At 63.2% G+C, this 14,728-nt stretch carries 15 protein-coding genes; 3 read left to right on the forward strand and 12 right to left on the reverse strand.

What is annotated here, in order from left to right:
* The first annotated feature begins 51 nt into the window (after positions 1-51).
* Positions 52-537, forward strand: coding sequence for a protein-tyrosine phosphatase family protein (locus tag U3648_RS01225; protein WP_420857416.1), 486 nt, complete (start codon positions 52-54; stop codon positions 535-537).
* A 55-nt stretch (positions 538-592) separates the two neighbouring features.
* On the opposite strand, the gene U3648_RS01230 is transcribed toward U3648_RS01225, so the two are convergent.
* The 4 genes from U3648_RS01230 to puuE all read right to left on the reverse strand — a co-directional run bounded on the left by U3648_RS01230 (position 593) and on the right by puuE (position 4,726).
* Positions 593-1,951 carry a uracil-xanthine permease family protein gene (locus tag U3648_RS01230; protein WP_420857417.1) on the reverse strand — a complete coding sequence of 453 codons (1,359 nt, stop codon included), beginning with the start codon at positions 1,949-1,951 and terminating at the stop codon, positions 593-595.
* A 62-nt stretch (positions 1,952-2,013) separates the two neighbouring features.
* Positions 2,014-2,499, reverse strand: a complete 486-nt coding sequence (locus U3648_RS01235) for an ureidoglycolate lyase (RefSeq protein WP_420857418.1) — start codon at positions 2,497-2,499, stop codon at positions 2,014-2,016.
* The gene (locus tag U3648_RS01240) at positions 2,496-3,317 is read right to left on the reverse strand and encodes a bifunctional allantoicase/(S)-ureidoglycine aminohydrolase (RefSeq protein ID WP_420857419.1); all 822 of its coding nucleotides are present in this window, start codon (positions 3,315-3,317) and stop codon (positions 2,496-2,498) included. Before U3648_RS01240 ends, U3648_RS01235 begins: the two co-directional genes overlap by 4 nt.
* Positions 3,314-4,726, reverse strand: coding sequence for an allantoinase PuuE (gene puuE / locus U3648_RS01245; protein ID WP_420857420.1), 1,413 nt, complete (start codon positions 4,724-4,726; stop codon positions 3,314-3,316). Before puuE ends, U3648_RS01240 begins: the two co-directional genes overlap by 4 nt.
* Positions 4,727-4,882: 156 nt before the next feature.
* Here puuE and uraH point away from each other — a divergent pair, with 156 nt between their 5' ends.
* Positions 4,883-5,242: a hydroxyisourate hydrolase gene (uraH, locus tag U3648_RS01250; protein ID WP_420857421.1), complete on the forward strand. Its 360-nt coding sequence runs from the start codon at positions 4,883-4,885 to the stop codon at positions 5,240-5,242.
* Here uraH and U3648_RS01255 read toward each other — a convergent pair.
* Positions 5,239-6,165: a LysR family transcriptional regulator gene (locus U3648_RS01255; protein WP_420857422.1), complete on the reverse strand. Its 927-nt coding sequence runs from the start codon at positions 6,163-6,165 to the stop codon at positions 5,239-5,241. The genes uraH and U3648_RS01255 overlap by 4 nt on opposite strands.
* Positions 6,166-6,264: 99 nt before the next feature.
* Here U3648_RS01255 and U3648_RS01260 point away from each other — a divergent pair, with 99 nt between their 5' ends.
* Positions 6,265-7,485: a urate hydroxylase PuuD gene (locus U3648_RS01260; protein ID WP_420857423.1), complete on the forward strand. Its 1,221-nt coding sequence runs from the start codon at positions 6,265-6,267 to the stop codon at positions 7,483-7,485.
* A 124-nt stretch (positions 7,486-7,609) separates the two neighbouring features.
* Here U3648_RS01260 and U3648_RS01265 read toward each other — a convergent pair whose 3' ends face one another.
* The 7 genes from U3648_RS01265 to U3648_RS01295 form a co-directional block, all read right to left on the reverse strand.
* Complete coding sequence (locus tag U3648_RS01265; RefSeq protein WP_420857424.1) at positions 7,610-8,575, reverse strand: aldose epimerase family protein; 966 nt, start codon at positions 8,573-8,575, stop codon at positions 7,610-7,612.
* Positions 8,572-10,479: a beta-galactosidase gene (locus tag U3648_RS01270; RefSeq protein WP_420857425.1), complete on the reverse strand. Its 1,908-nt coding sequence runs from the start codon at positions 10,477-10,479 to the stop codon at positions 8,572-8,574. The genes U3648_RS01265 and U3648_RS01270 overlap by 4 nt, the downstream gene beginning before the upstream one ends.
* A gap of 14 nt (positions 10,480-10,493) precedes the next feature.
* The gene (locus U3648_RS01275) at positions 10,494-11,318 is read right to left on the reverse strand and encodes an SMP-30/gluconolactonase/LRE family protein (protein ID WP_420857426.1); all 825 of its coding nucleotides are present in this window, start codon (positions 11,316-11,318) and stop codon (positions 10,494-10,496) included.
* Entirely contained in the window at positions 11,315-11,920 is a 606-nt protein-coding gene (locus U3648_RS01280) for a 2-dehydro-3-deoxy-6-phosphogalactonate aldolase (RefSeq protein WP_420857427.1), read from the reverse strand. The genes U3648_RS01275 and U3648_RS01280 overlap by 4 nt, the downstream gene beginning before the upstream one ends.
* Positions 11,917-12,819: a 2-dehydro-3-deoxygalactonokinase gene (locus tag U3648_RS01285; protein ID WP_420857428.1), complete on the reverse strand. Its 903-nt coding sequence runs from the start codon at positions 12,817-12,819 to the stop codon at positions 11,917-11,919. The genes U3648_RS01280 and U3648_RS01285 overlap by 4 nt, the downstream gene beginning before the upstream one ends.
* 64 nt (positions 12,820-12,883) lie before the next feature.
* A complete protein-coding gene (locus U3648_RS01290) occupies positions 12,884-13,729 on the reverse strand; it encodes a carbohydrate ABC transporter permease (protein WP_420857429.1) in 846 nt (281 codons plus the stop codon).
* Positions 13,729-14,646 (reverse strand): carbohydrate ABC transporter permease, encoded by a 918-nt coding sequence (locus tag U3648_RS01295; RefSeq protein ID WP_420857692.1) that lies wholly within the window; start codon positions 14,644-14,646, stop codon positions 13,729-13,731. The genes U3648_RS01290 and U3648_RS01295 overlap by 1 nt, the downstream gene beginning before the upstream one ends.
* Positions 14,647-14,728 lie beyond the last annotated feature (82 nt).

Genomic DNA, 14,728 nt, shown 5'->3' on the forward strand with positions numbered 1-14,728 from the left:
GGCTTTCGGTGCCCGCTTGACGGTCTGTCGCCCGCGCCCGAATGTGCGCCCATGGCAGAGTTTGGATTATATGTAGTAAGTGCCGGGGGCGGAGAGATTGCCCTTTGCCCGATCCCGGGCGGGGCGGGCGACTATGCGTCCGACCTTGCGGCCATCTTGCGCTGGGCACCCGCCTTGCTGATCACCATGACGACAGAGGGTGAGTTGGCGGCGGCGGGCGCAGGTACACTTGCCGACGATTTGGCCCACGCGGGGATCGCGTGGCGGCATGTGCCGGTGGCGGATTTCGGAACGCCGGAGCAGGATGTTGCGCAGCATTGGCCCGAAGTTTCAGAGGCGGCCCGCGCGGCCCTGTCCCGCGGCGAGCGGGTGTTGGTCCATTGCAAGGGCGGTTGCGGCCGGTCCGGCATGGCGGTCCTGCGGATCATGGTCGACGCAGGCGAGGCGCCGGAGATGGCCCTGGCCCGATTGCGGCAGGTTCGGCCCTGCGCGGTCGAGACCGAAGCGCAAATGGACTGGGCGGTTCGAGGCGAATAAAAAGCCCCCGCCGAAAGGTCGGCGGGGGCTGATTTCGTGACTTTCTGATCGGGACCTAGTCGCCCAGATCTTCCGGCAGGATCAGGTTCAGCACGATGGCGATGAACGCGGCGGGCAGAAGACCAGAGGTCAGCAGGATCTGAAGGGTCTTGCCGACATGCTGCAGGGCCGAGGGTTCAAGCTGAAGCCCGAAGGACACCGACAGCGCGGTCGCGAAGATGACCATGTTGCGACGGTTCCACTTCACATCCGAGAGCATGTTGACACCCGAGGCGCAGACCATGCCGAACATGACGATCACGCCGCCACCAAGCACGTTGATCGGAACGGTGTTGATGATCGCACCGATCTTCGGGATGAAGCCGCAGACGATCAGGAAGATCGCCCCGATGGTCACGACGTGGCGCGACATCAGTCCGGTCATGGCGACAAGGCCGACGTTCTGGCTGAACGAGGTGTTCGGCAGGCCGCCGAAGACACCGGCAACTGCGGTCCCAAGACCGTCGGCAAAGGTCGCGCCCGAGATTTCCTTGTCGGTTGCTTCGCGCCCGGCGCCACCCTTGGTGATCCCGGAAACGTCACCCACGGTTTCGATCGCCGACACGATGGCCATGAAGCACATCCCGATGACGATGGCCCAGTTAAGTTCGAACCCCCAGCGGAACGGATTGGGCATTGCGAAGACGGCCGCGCGGCCGACGTTGCCAAAGCTGACCTGCCCCATCATCAGCGCGACGACATAGCCAGCGATGATCCCGATCAGCACAGCGGCAACGGCCATAAAGCCACGGGTGAAGAATTTCACCGCAAGGGTGACGATCACCACCACAAGAGCCGGGGTCCACATGGCAAGGCTGCCGAACTTCTCGGTGCCCATGGCGGGGACGCCACCGGCGGCATACTGGATGCCGACCCGGACCAGCGCCAGACCGATCATCAGAACGATCAGGCCGGTCACCAGCGGCGGCAGGGCATAGCGGATGCGGCCAACGATGAAGCCAAGGCAGAAATGGAACAAGCCGCCCAGCATGACACCGGTCATCAGCCCGGCAAGGCCCGCAGTGCCGAGGCCCGCGACGGCGGGGATCATGATCGGAACGAAGGCAAACGACGTGCCCTGCACGATCGGAAGCCGTGCGCCGACCATCCCCACACCGACCGTCTGGAACAGCGTCGCGATGCCTGCAAACAGCATCGACATCTGGATCATGTAGGTCATGTCCGGGAAGCCGAGCAAGCCTTGGTCAGAGCCGAACCCGATCCCGGCCGCACCGGCGACGATGATCGCGGGAGTTACGTTCGACACGAACATGGCCAGCACATGCTGGATCCCCAGCGGCACGGCGCGTGCCAGCGCAGGGGTGTAGTCGGGATCGCGGAGCTGCTCCGCCGTCCCCAAGGAAGTATCTGTCATTTCACCAGTCCCTTTGTGTGTTGATTTGATTATTATTGCCCTATCTTTGTTGTGGGCTTCGTCTAATTGACTACCACATATTGTGGGTCTAGCCAATATTCTTGCAGGTTCGGCGTGTCGCCGATCCGGTCGACTACGGCAAACAGCCCGGGCGCGTGTAACGGTGTCAGAACCCCGTGCCAGGTGTTGCGCAGAAAATTGATGCCCTGCCCCTCGCTGGACAGGAAGGCGCGGAAGTTGACCGGCGTGCCGTTGTCATCCTCGGCCACGATGATCAGGAAGGGATCAAGGCTCATCGGGAGGAAAGCCTGGCTTCCGTCCGGGTGCCGTTCGACAAGGTCGAGCGTATAGGGCAGTTCCCGCGGGATTGCCTTGAAGATGCTGATCCCGGCCCGGCCCCCGGGGCCAAAATCCAGCCGCGCCCGGTCATGAAACCGGCCGCACATGCCCTGATTGATCAACTTGTCCGGATCGCCCACAGCCTCGAGCACATCGCCGAAGGGGGCGAAAGCGGCAGCGGTCAGCGGTTCGATCCGAAGCGTGTTCATGGCAGGACCAGCTCTGGATGCCGGTTCACGTCCTTGTAGAGGAGATAGCGGAACGGTTCGTCCCCGGTCGCGATGCAGGCCTGCGGGCAATAGGCGCGCAGCCACATGAAATCACCCGGCCCCACATCGACCCAATCCCGGTTCAGCAGGTATTTCGCGGTACCCTGAAGCACATAGAGCCCATGTTCCATGATATGGGTCTCGGCAAATGGGATGCGCCCGCCCGGTTGGAACGTCACGATGTTCACATGCATGTCGTGGCGGATGTCGGAAGGGTCCACGAAACGGGTCGTGGCCCATTTGTCCGTATCGGGCATCTTTGCCGGGGCGACGGTCGCGTCCGAGGTGAAGACAGGCTCGGGCAGGGTCAAACCCTCTGCCGGGATGAACCGTTTGCGCACCCAATGGAATTTCAGCAGGTCCGCGCCCTTGTTACGCAGGGTCCATGTCCGGCCTGGCGGGATATAGGCGTAGTCGCCCGCCCGTAGGGTCCGGGCGGTTCCGTCCAGCGTCAGAACCATCTCGCCTTCTGCGATGAATATCCCGGCCTCGGCCCCGGCATCGGGTTCGGGCCGGTCACTGCCGCCACCCGGCGCGACCTCGACCGCGTATTGGGCGAAGGTTTCGGCGAAACCGGTCAGCGGGCGCGCAATGATCCATGCGCGCGTGCCGTCCCAGCCCGGCAGCAGGCTGGTGACGATGTCGCGCATCGTGTCGGCGGGAATGAAGGCATAGGCCTCGGTGAAGATGGCCCCGGCAGCGGCGGGGTCTTTCGACTGGTCAGGCAGGCCGCCCGGCGGAAAGGCATAGGTCGTCACGGCAAGAGATCCTTCAGACGAAATTCGGCAATCCGTTCAACCTGGCGGCAGGCCTCGGCGAATTCGGTGTCCCGGTCATTGCCGATGCGCCGTTCGAAGGCTTCGAGGATCGAAGCCTTGGTGTGATCGCGGACGGCGATAATGAAGGGGAATCCGTGCTTGTCCACATAGGCCGTGTTCATCGCGGTAAAGGTTGCCCGTTCTTCGTCGGTCAGGGCGTCCAATCCGGCGCTGGCCTGTTCATGCGTGGATTCCGCGGTCAGCCGCTTGGCCTGCGCCAGTTTCCCGGCAAGGTCAGGGTGGGCCGTCAGCACGCCAAGCCGTTCTTCTTCCGTGGCGCTGCGGAACATCCGGCAGAGCGCGTTGTGCAGCCCCGCGGCACGGTCGTGGGCGGGGCCGAGTTCAAGGTCAAAGGCGCGGTCGGCGATCCAAGGGCTATGTTCGAAAATGCCACCGTAGGCCGTGACAAAGGTCTCGCGGTCCATCTGGCTGGGCCGGGCATAACGTTTGTGCGGGTGGGCCTCGGCCCAATGGCGGGCGATGTCGATCCGGCGCGGGAACCAGACCCCTTCGTGCCCGCGCGCGTAGTCAAGGAAGCGGCGCAGCCCCGCAATCTTGCCCGGGCGGCCGATCAGGCGGCAATGCAGGCCGACAGACATCATCTTGGCCCGGCCTTCGGTGCCTTCGCGATACAATTCGTCAAAGGCGTCCTTAAGGTATTGGAAAAACTGTTCGCCCTCGATGTAGCCCGGCGCGGTGGCGAACCGCATGTCGTTGGCCTCCAGCGTGTAGGGAATGACCAGCTGATCCCGGTCGCCCACCTCCAGCCAATAGGGCAGATCGTCGTCATAAGTGTCGCTGATCCAGTCGAATCCGGCCTCGGCGGTCAGCCGCACGGTGTTTTCAGAACAGCGTCCCGTGTACCAGCCGGTCGGACGGCTGCCCGTCACCTCGGTGTGCAGGCGGATCGCCTCGGCGATCTGGGCGCGCTCCTCGGCCTCTGGCATGTCCTTGTGTTCGACCCATTTCAGGCCGTGACTTGCAATTTCCCACCCGGCGGACTTCATCGCGGCCACCTGTTCGGGGCTGCGGGCAAGGGCGGTGGCAACCCCGTAGATGGTCACGGGGATGTCCATCCCGGTGAACAGGCGATGCAGGCGCCAGAACCCGGCGCGGGCGCCGTATTCGTAGATCGATTCCATGTTCCAATGGCGCTTGCCCGGCCATTGGGCCGCGCCCGGAATGTCGGACAGGAAGGCCTCCGATGCCGCATCGCCATGCAGGGTGCAGTTTTCGCCACCCTCTTCGTAGTTCAGCACAAGGCTGACCGCGATCTTTGCCCCACCAGGCCAGGCCGCATCGGGTGCATCCGGGCCATGGCCGATCATGTTGCGGGGGTAGCGTTGCATGCCTGTATCCTGGTTGGTCGCGCGACTGTCCGTTTGTGATACCGCAGATCATGGGAAGAATTTTCAAGAAATGCAGGAAGGTGCTATACCGCTCAGACTATGGGCGCTGGCGGCAGGCCTGGGTCATAAGTGCCGTCAAAACCAGCGGAGCGTATAATGGCTGACGGATATCTGACGACCCATGTCCTTGACACGGCCCTTGGCCTTCCCGCCAAAGGCATGAAGATTGATCTGTACCGGATCGAGGACGGCAATTGGGTTCATCTGGTGACCAAACACACCAATGACGACGGGCGGACCGATGGGCCGATCCTGCCGGTGGACGACTTCAGAACCGGCCGTTACGAATTGCTGTTCTATGTCGGGGACTATCTGCGCAAGACCGGGATGCCGGGGGACGAGCCGCGTTTTCTGGACGAGGTGCCGATCCGGTTCGGCATTTCCGACGCCTCGTCGCACTACCATGTGCCGCTTCTGGTCTCGCCCTATAGTTTCTCGACCTATCGGGGCAGCTAGAGCGAAAGGCCGTCGACGGCGGCGGCCATTTCCGCGCGCATCCGCGCCGTGATGAAATCCGTGAACAGGCGGATTTTCGGGTCGCGCAGGCGACGGTGTTGGGTCAGGCACACCAGTTGGGTGGCGGTGGGCGGTGTCGCCGTTGCCACCGGCACAAGTCGCCCGTCGCGCAGGTAATCAGCCACTTCAAAGATCGGTTTCATGACGATCCCGCGCCCGTCCAGCGCCCAGCCGGTCAACACATCGCCATCGTCCGATTCAAACGGTCCGGTGATATTGAAACGCTCGGGGCCGGTCGGGGTCTGAAGCATCCAGCGGAATTCTGTAGCACCGGGAAACCGCAGGTTCAGGCAATCGTGCCCGTCCTTGACGATCGCCTCGCCATCGACCGGGTTTCCGCGCCGGTCGATATAGGAGGGCGCGGCACAAAGGATGCGGGGGCAATCCGCCACAAGCCGGACCTTGAGGGTCGAATCCTCGAGTCGGCCGATGTGAAACGCCATATCCAGCCCTTCGGCGACAACGTCGATCTTGCGGTCCGACAGGCGCAGGCGCAGGTCGATCTGCGGGTATTCATCCTTGAAGGCGGGAATATGTGGCGCAATGAACCGTCGGCCAACCCCAAGGGGCGCTGCGACAAACACCGTTCCGCGGGGGTTTTCGGCGGTTTGGGCCACGGCCGATTCCGCCTCTTCGATCGCCTCCAGCACCTTGCGAGCGCCATCATAGAAGATGCGCCCGTTCTCGGTCGGTTGCAGGCTGCGGGTGGTGCGGTTGAACAGGCGCAGGCCCAGATGCTTTTCCAGTTCCGCAATCCGGGCCGAGGCCACGGCGGGCGATGTGCGCTGGTCCCGCGCGGCCGCGCTCATGCTGCCAAGTTCATAGACCCGGACGAACATGCGGATATTGCTGACATAGGCCATTCTTCGGCTCGCCTTGAAAGTGTTCCCCGATTACGCGGATTAACAAACAAATGACGACTGCTATAGCCTCTGTCAAAGGAATTGAGGGGAGGGACACCCATGTATGATGCCGTGTTGTTGATGGAATGGGCCGAGTTCGCGGTGCGCTGGTTGCATGTCATCACCGCGATCGCCTGGATCGGGTCATCCTTCTACTTTATTGCGCTTGATCTTGGCCTGCACCGGGACCGCAACCTTGAAAGCGGGGCGGACGGGGAAGAATGGCAGGTGCATGGTGGCGGCTTCTACCACATCCAGAAATATCTGGTTGCGCCCGCGAACATGCCCGACGGCCTCGTTTGGTTCAAATGGGAGAGCTATTCGACCTGGCTGTCCGGCTTTGCCCTGTTGTTCCTGGTCTATTACCTGGGTGGAGAATTGTTCCTGATCGACCCCGAGGTGCTGGATATCCCCGTATGGCAAGGGGCGGCGATTTCGGTGGCCTCGCTGGCCTTCGGCTGGATCGTCTATAACCAGCTGTGCAAGACCTTCGTGAACGCCAACCAGACGGTCCTGATGGTGGCCCTGTTCGTGGTGCTGGTGGGGATGGCGCTGTTCTATACCAATGTCTTCTCGGGCCGCGCCGCGCTGTTGCACCTTGGGGCCTTCACCGCGACGATCATGTCCGCCAACGTGTTCTTCATCATCATGCCGAACCAGCGGGTCGTCGTGGCCGACCTTCAGGCGGGCCGCAAGCCCGACCCGAAATACGGCAAGATCGCCAAGCAGCGGTCGACCCATAACAACTATCTTACGCTGCCGGTCATCTTCCTGATGCTGTCGAACCACTATCCGCTGGCCTTCGCCACGGAATGGAACTGGCTGATCGCCAGCCTTGTCTTCCTGATGGGCGTGACGATCCGGCACTATTTCAACACCATGCACGCCCGCGCCGGAAACCCGCATTGGACCTGGGGCGCGACGGTGATCCTCTTCATCGTGATCGCCTGGCTGTCGTCGCAGCCCGCCTACCACTACGAGGAGGAGGCGGCGATGACACGGGCGGGCGAACGCTATGCTGCGGCGGAGGGGTTCGAGGAGGTCACGGGGATCGTCATGGGCCGCTGTTCGATGTGCCATGCGGCAGAGCCGGTGTTCGGCACGCTGATGTGGCCGCCCAAGGGTGTGATGCTGGAGACGGAGGTGCAGATCGCCGAACAGGCCCGCGAGATTTATCTGCAATCCGGCGTCACCCACGCCATGCCCCCGGCAAACCTGTCCTATATGGAACCTGCCGAACGGGCGGCCATCGTGGCCTGGTTCAAGGCAGCGGAAAGCTGATCCAAAGGCGCGGCTGCCGCCGCACGACTTTTCAGAAATCGGCGCCGCAACGCGCCCTCCGGGTCTTGGCCCTGAATGGTCCCGTCGGACGCCTCCGGCGGGAGTTTTTTTGCAAAATGAGAGATCAGGCCGAAAAATGGAACTGGCTGGTCTGACGGTAGGTTTGCCCTGGGTTCAGGGTGATCTTCGGGAACTGCCGGTTGTTCGGCGCATCTGGCCAATGCTGCGGTTCGATTGCCAGCCCGGCATAGGCGGCGAACCCCTGATCGTCGGTATTGCGCCCATCGAAAACCTGGAGGCCGGGCGCGGTGGTGGAGAGTGTCATTTGTCGGCCGTTTGCCCCGGTCAGCCAGAGCACGTTACGGATCGGCAGGTCTGTGTCCGCGGTGCAGAAGTTATGGTCGATCGCCGGGGCGCCGCGCTGCAACACCGGGCCGTCCCGCAGGTCAAAGCTGGTGCCGGTCACATCGGCCACTTCGCCGGTCGGCAAGGTCAGATCGTCGATCGGCAGGTAGTGATCCGCTGCGATCCGCAGCCGGTGCCCGTCCCAGCTGTCGGTGCCGTCCAGGTTCCAGTATCCGTGGTGCGCCACGTTCATAAGTCCCGGTTCGTCGGTCGTGGCGGTGATGTCGAGGGCCAGTGCGCCCTTGGTGTCGAGGTCATAGCGGACGGTCAGGATTTGGTTTCCGGGAAACCCGCCGTCCCCGTCCGGCAGGAGCACCTGCAGGGTCACGCGGGAGGCGCTTTGGTCGACGATGTCCCAGACCTTCCGGTGGCTGCCCGATGCGCCGGAATGCAGGGTCGTTTGGCCGTTTTCATTCGCTTCGAACCGGTGTTCCATCCCGCCGATCCGCGCCTTTGCACCGCCGATCCGGTTGCCCACCGGGGCGATGACCGCGCCGTAGTAATCCATGATCGTTTCATAATCGCGCAGGCGGTCGGACCCGAGCGTGACGGAATGGCCGAACCCCGCAGGCCGCAGATCGCGCAGGATCGCCCCGTAGGTAAGGATGCGGGCCTGCATTCCGTGGGCGTCGAGCGTTACCTCGTGCACGGCCCGCCCGTCCGACAGATGTCCGAAAAGGGTCACGCCAGCGGCTCCCAATGCACCCCGGCGGGGGGAATTGTGGTGTTGTTCCAGCGGCGCGGTTCGGCGGAATAGTTGAACAGGAACCGATGGGTGGAGGTGGTGCGCATCCGCAGCCCTTCAGGCAGGTCGTTGGTTTCAAGTCCGGCGGTGGCGCAGAGATCGGCCGCGATCCGTTTGAAGGCCTCATGGTCGGGCCAGCCCGGAAGGTAATGCACATTGTCGGCCCGCACCAAGGCCGGGCGACCGTCGGTTGTTGTGTCGATAACCTCTGCCGAGGTGTCAATGTGTTCGAACCAGCGGATGAAATTGCCCCCATCCGCGAGCGGAACCGGGGCCGTGGGCGGCAGGCTTTCGGCAAGCGTCACGGTTGCTTCCAGCCCCGGCAGGGCGGGGGGCAGGGGCACCGGGATTGAAAGCTCGTCCGTCTTGGAATTGCTGCGCGGCCCAATCAGGGCCTGCCCGTCGAACCGGGCCAGTGCGGCTTCCAACGGGTCGGACAGATGCGCGAGGCCAGGGATCAGGACGAGGCGATAGGCCGACAGATCGGCGGCATCGGGCGGCAGGATGTCGACATTCACCCCAAGGGACCGAACCGCCCGATAGGCGGAAAGCACCAGTTCGAAATAGTCGAAGTCGCGGCCTTGCGGCTGCACCTTCCACGCCCAGTCGCTTTCGTAGTCGAACACGATGGCAACCGGGCTGTGGCCGGCATCCGTCGCCCCTGGCATCGCCGCCAGTTCCCTAGCCACCTGCGCCGCTTCGGCATGGGCCGGGGCCGGGGCGCTGTCGGGCCGCAGCAGCCCTGCGTGCATCTGTTCCTGTGCAAAGGGCGCTTGCCGCCAGCGGAAGTAGCTAACGCATTCGGCGCCGTGGGCAAAGGCCTCCCACGTCCAGAGCCGGACCATGCCGGGCAGCGGGGCGGGGTTCCACGGGGCCCAGTTCACCGGGCCGGGCTGCTGTTCCATCACCCACCAGCGGCCCCGCCCGACGGCGCGGTAGAGATCGTGATGGAAGGCCTGATTGTCCGGATCGCCCTGCCGCAGATAGGCCCGCCGGTGATCGTCCGTCGCGTCCAGCCGATCCGACAGGAACCCGATCGGGTAGCTGTCCCAACTGGCGATATCCAGATCCGCCCCCACCTTCCAATGGTCGAAGGTCGTGACCTTGCTCATGTAGTTATGGGCGATGGGCGCGTCGGACTGCTTGCGGATTTCCTCGACCTGGATCCGGTTGTATTCGGCGACCATGTCGGACGAATAGCGCCGGAAGGCCAGCTGGTGCGGATGGTTCGGTTCGGTCACGGTCAGGTTTGGCAGGTCGATCTGGTCGAAATCGTCATATTCCATCGACCAGAACACATTGCCCCAGGCCCGGTTCAGCGCGTCGGGCGATTGATACCGCTGGGCCAGCCAGTCGCGGAACCCGTGCAAGGCGGCATCAGAGTAGGACAGGGTCGTGTCGTGGCAATCGTATTCGTTGTCAGTTTGCCACGCGGCGACATGGGGGTTGCGACCATAGCGTTCCGCCAGAAGGCGCACGATCCGGCGGCTTTCGTCGCGGTATCCCTGATGGCTGAAACAGTAATGGCGGCGCGACCCGAACTTGCGCGGACGTCCGTTCGCGTCGACGGCCAGCATGTCGGGGTGTTTGTCGATCATCCAGCGGGGCGGGGTGGCCGTGGGGGTACCCAGAACCACCTTCAGGCCCGCCGCGCCAAGGGTGGCGATTGCCCGGTCCAACCAGTCAAAATGCAGATCGCCGGGTTTCGGTTCCAGCCGGGACCACGCGAATTCGCCGATCCGGACCCATGTGATTCCGACCTCGGCCATGCGGGCCGCGTCCTCGGCCCAGATGTCTTCGGGCCAATGTTCGGGGTAGTAGCAGACGCCCAATGTGCGCTTCATTTTTGTGGGTCCTTTCAAAGGATGACTTTGTGTTCGGCCTGTCCGGGGCCGTGCCCCGTAGCGGCATAGGTGCGGCCCTCGGCATCGCCAGTTAGCCCCTCAGCGGCGGTGGTGCAGAACAGCGTGGTCAGGTCGTCACCGCCAAAGGCCGGGCAAGAGGTTTGCAACCCGTCAAAGCCGACGGCCTTCTGGAATTTCCCCACCGGGTCGTAGCAGGCCACCCGCGATGCCCCCCATTGGGCGTTCCACAGGTTGCCCGCCGCGTCCACGACCGCGCCGTCAGGGTTCAGGCGCTCGCTCGTCAGGTCGATATGCACCTCGGGGGTGCCTGTGGGCCAGCCGTCGGCATCCAGTGTAACCCGCATGATCTGACGGGTGGGTGTGTCGGTGAAATAGGCGGTGGCACCGTCGGGCGCGAAACAGATCGCGTTCGAGATGGTGATATCGGAATAGAGCTTGCGCAGCTCGCCCCGGTAGTAACGCCAGATCGCCCCTGCGCCGGGTTCGGCCTTGATCCCCATTGTCCCGATCCAGAACCCGCCCTGCCGGTCGGCCCGCCCGTCGTTCGACCGGGTCACCGGGTTGTTGGCCTCCAGCGGGCACAGGCTGCGTTCGGTTTCACCGATTTCGACGTTGAACAGGAAAAGGTCCCGGGCAGAGGCGATAATCAAACGGTCCCGGTCCACCCATCCGGCGGCAGAGACATAGGTGTCAAACCGCCAGTGCTGACCCTTGCGGTGCAGGCGCTTGCCAAGGATATCGAACCAGAACAGTTCCTTCCGTTCGGGATGCCACAGCGGGCCTTCGCCAAGGGTGCAATTGGTGGCGTCGTAGATCATCCCCGGGCCTCGTCATAGGCGGCCACGATATCGCGGGCACGGGCGGCGATATCGGTTGTGGACATGCCCGGTTTGTAAAGCGCCGATCCGATGCCAAAGCCATCAGCGCTGGCCGCGAACCACTGGGCAAAGTTGTCGGGTCCCGCGCCGCCCACGGCATAAACGGGCACGCCCGAAGGCAGGACTGCGCGGATCGCCTTCAGCCCCTCCGGCCCCAGCAGGTTGCCGGGAAACAGTTTCAGCCCGTCCGCCCCGGCCTTCAGCGCGGCAAAGCATTCCGTCGGGGTCATGACCCCCGGCCAGCTTTCCATCCCGGCGGTCTTGGTGGCGACGATGACCCGCTGGTCGCAGTTGGGCGACACGATCAACCGGCCCCCGGCCTGCGCGACGCGGCCCACATCATCGGTGGACAGGACCGTTCCGGCCCCGATCAGCGCGTCCTGGCCGTGGGCCGCGGCCATGGCGCGGATGCTGTCGAAAGGGTCGGGCGAATTAAGCGGCACCTCGATCTTGGTGATACCTGCATCAATCAGGCAGGCAGCGGCATCGGCAGCCTCGGACGGTGTAATGCCGCGTAGGATCGCGATCAGGTTGCGGGTCATAGAGCGGATCCTTTCAACGTGCGGTACATCCGGATCAAGCCGGCAAGGGTGACGTTTTCGACGCTGGTCTGGCTGGCCGAGACACCCTGACGCGAGAGCGCGGTTTGATAAAGCGCGCCAAGCCGCCCTTCGCCGACAATCGCGACATTCTGGCCCAGCCAGTAGGGCCGCGCGGCAATCAGCTCGGCCCCGATCAAGAGCCCGGACAGCTGCGCGCGCGCGGCGGCGGCGGGCAGCCCGGTCAGCAGCCCCTCGGCCCGAAGTGAAAACAGTCGCGCCGCAATCCGTTCTGGCCGTTCCATGCCCGCGATCAGACCGGCGTCGAAGGCGGCGCTGTCCCAGTCGTCCGACTGCACGGAATGGCGCAACACCGTATGGCCGCCGATTGCGGAAAACAGATCGCCGGTCATGAAAGTCTGGAAGCTGACAAGTTCGCCCGCGCTGACAAGGGCCCATTTGGTATGGGTGCCGGGCAGGCAGATGACCCCATCGAAATCCGGGTTCAGGGCCAGATAGCCCGCGATCTGGGTTTCTTCGCCGCGCATGACATCGGCGGGGGTGGTCTGGCTGATCCCCGGGATGACATAGACGGTCAGACCGTCGGTCGTCATCGGCGCAATCACCGGGGTCGCCTGACCCGGCGTGCAAGGCACGGACACATAGGGCGCTTCGACCCAGCCTTGCCGGGACCCCACCATGCCGCAGGCCACCGCAATACTCGCGCCGTCGGTCCAATCGCCTGCGAGACGCAACAGCGCCGGTTCAAACTGGTCCCGCGCCAGCGTTCCCATCCCGTCTGTCGACTCGCGCCGGTCCAGCACGGTATCGTCCGACATGGCCCATATCCGAAGGTTTGTGGTTCCCCAGTCGATGGCGATCCAGTCGGGACGGGCGGTCATGGTCGTTTCCTTTGGGTCTTGGCCGACATGCATGCCGGGTCTTGGGCAATCTCTGTTACAGGGCCTATTTCACCGCGCCAAGGGTCAGGCCAGCAATGAAATGCTTCTGCATCAGGAAGAACATCAGAACGGGCGGAAGCGCCGCGATGATCGAACCGGCAGAGACAAGGTGCCATTGCGCGATCCACTGACCGTTGAGCGAGGACAGCCCCGCCGTCACAGGCTGGGTCGAGGCCGAGGTTGTCAGCACCGTGGCCCAGAAGAAGTCGTTCCAGATGAAGGTGAAGACGAGCACCGCCAGCGCCGCAATCGCGGGCCGCATCAGGGGCAGCACGATGTACCAGAAGATCTTCCATTCGGCGACGCCTTCAACCCGCGCGGCCTCGATCAACTCGCGCGGCAGGGCGGCGATGAAATTGCGCATGAACAGGGTGCAGAACCCGGTCTGGAACGCGATGTGGAACAGGGCCAGCCCGCCTGTCGTGTTGTAGAGCCCGAGGCCATAGGTCAGGTCGCGCACCGGCACCATGAGGATCTGGAAGGGCACGAAATTGCCCGCGACGAACATGAAGAAGATCAGAAGGTTCGACCGGAAACGGTAAATCCCCAGCGCAAAGCCCGTCATCGTCGACAGGATCAGCGTCCCGATCACCGTGGGGATCGTCACCTTGAAAGAATTGAAGATGTACTGGCCGATGGGAGAATTGGTGAAAATCTCAAGATAGTTGCCCCATGCGATGTCCGAGGGCATCCCGAAATAGTTCCCCATTGCCAGGTCGGACGCCGGGCGCAGCGACGTCACCGCTACCCCAAGAAGCGGGAACAGCCAGAGGAACAGCGCGATGGGGAGCGCGGTCTTGTAGAGTGCGCGGGCAGGGGCCGAGGCCTGCTGGATCGGACGCGGAAACATCAGTTGCCCTCCCGTTCGTCGCGGACCATCTTCCAGATGAAGCCCGAGATGAAGACCATCATGATTGCGAACAGAACCACGGCGATGGCCGCGCCATATCCCATCCGATAGCCGTATTCGGACAGCGCCTGTTCATACATGTAATAGGACAGGACCCGGGTGGACCCGAACGGCCCGCCGTTGGTCATGATCGACACGAGGTCGAAGCTGCGCAATGCGCCGATGACCGTGACAACAACGGCGATGAAGGTGGCTGGCCGCAGCTGTGGCAGAACCACATACCAAAGCATCTTGAGCCCCTTGGCGCCGTCCAGCCGGGCGGCCTCGATCTGGTCCGGGGCGACGTTGTTGAGGCCGGTCAGATACAGGATCATGCAATAGGCGATCTGCGGCCAAAGCCCGGCGGCGATGATCCCGTAGGTGGCAAGATGCGGGTCGGCCAGAACGGCGATACCCTTGCCGGTGAAAAACTCGATCACCTTATAGAACAGGCCGAAATTCGGTGCGTAGAACCAGGCAAACATCAGGCCGACCACGACCTGGCTGATCACGAAGGGAAAAAAGAACAGGGACTTGTAGATCCGAATGCCCATCACGGTCTGGTTCAGGAAGATCGCGATGAACAGCCCGGCGGGGACCGCCAGCATATACATCAACAGCCAGATGACATTGTTGCGCAACGAGGTCTTGAATGCCCGGTCGCTGAACAGCTCTTGATAGTTGGCCAGACCAAGCCAGACCTTTTCGCCTAGCCCGTCATATTCGAAGAACGACAGCCGGAAGCTCGAGAAGATCGGCCAGATCACATAGACGATGAACATCAGTAGACCTGGGGCAAGGAACAGCCACGGCGTGATCCGCTGCTGGTTCTGACGCCACCACGATCGGGTCTGGGGTTCCTGCTGGGTCGAGGTCATGGACATCGCGCCCTCCTGTCATGCCGAACTGCGGGAAGTCTGTCATATGGGACAGGCCCGCGATACCGCGGGCGGGGTGGGC

Origin of the sequence: Marivivens marinus (assembly GCF_035969385.1) — a bacterium.
In the GTDB taxonomy this organism is placed as follows: domain Bacteria; phylum Pseudomonadota; class Alphaproteobacteria; order Rhodobacterales; family Rhodobacteraceae; genus SELP01.

What these genes read in the sequence shown, in the direction of transcription:
- U3648_RS01225 (WP_420857416.1), top strand. Translation starts at nt 52, where the DNA reads ATGGCAGAGTTTGGATTATATGTAGTAAGTGCCGGGGGCGGAGAGATT.
- U3648_RS01230 (WP_420857417.1), bottom strand. Translation starts at nt 1,951, where the DNA reads ATGACAGATACTTCCTTGGGGACGGCGGAGCAGCTCCGCGATCCCGAC.
- U3648_RS01235 (WP_420857418.1), bottom strand. Translation starts at nt 2,499, where the DNA reads ATGAACACGCTTCGGATCGAACCGCTGACCGCTGCCGCTTTCGCCCCC.
- puuE (WP_420857420.1), bottom strand. Translation starts at nt 4,726, where the DNA reads ATGCAACGCTACCCCCGCAACATGATCGGCCATGGCCCGGATGCACCC.
- uraH (WP_420857421.1), top strand. Translation starts at nt 4,883, where the DNA reads ATGGCTGACGGATATCTGACGACCCATGTCCTTGACACGGCCCTTGGC.
- U3648_RS01255 (WP_420857422.1), bottom strand. Translation starts at nt 6,165, where the DNA reads ATGGCCTATGTCAGCAATATCCGCATGTTCGTCCGGGTCTATGAACTT.
- U3648_RS01260 (WP_420857423.1), top strand. Translation starts at nt 6,265, where the DNA reads ATGTATGATGCCGTGTTGTTGATGGAATGGGCCGAGTTCGCGGTGCGC.
- U3648_RS01270 (WP_420857425.1), bottom strand. Translation starts at nt 10,479, where the DNA reads ATGAAGCGCACATTGGGCGTCTGCTACTACCCCGAACATTGGCCCGAA.
- U3648_RS01275 (WP_420857426.1), bottom strand. Translation starts at nt 11,318, where the DNA reads ATGATCTACGACGCCACCAATTGCACCCTTGGCGAAGGCCCGCTGTGG.
- U3648_RS01280 (WP_420857427.1), bottom strand. Translation starts at nt 11,920, where the DNA reads ATGACCCGCAACCTGATCGCGATCCTACGCGGCATTACACCGTCCGAG.
- U3648_RS01285 (WP_420857428.1), bottom strand. Translation starts at nt 12,819, where the DNA reads ATGACCGCCCGTCCCGACTGGATCGCCATCGACTGGGGAACCACAAAC.
- U3648_RS01290 (WP_420857429.1), bottom strand. Translation starts at nt 13,729, where the DNA reads ATGTTTCCGCGTCCGATCCAGCAGGCCTCGGCCCCTGCCCGCGCACTC.
- U3648_RS01295 (WP_420857692.1), bottom strand. Translation starts at nt 14,646, where the DNA reads ATGACCTCGACCCAGCAGGAACCCCAGACCCGATCGTGGTGGCGTCAG.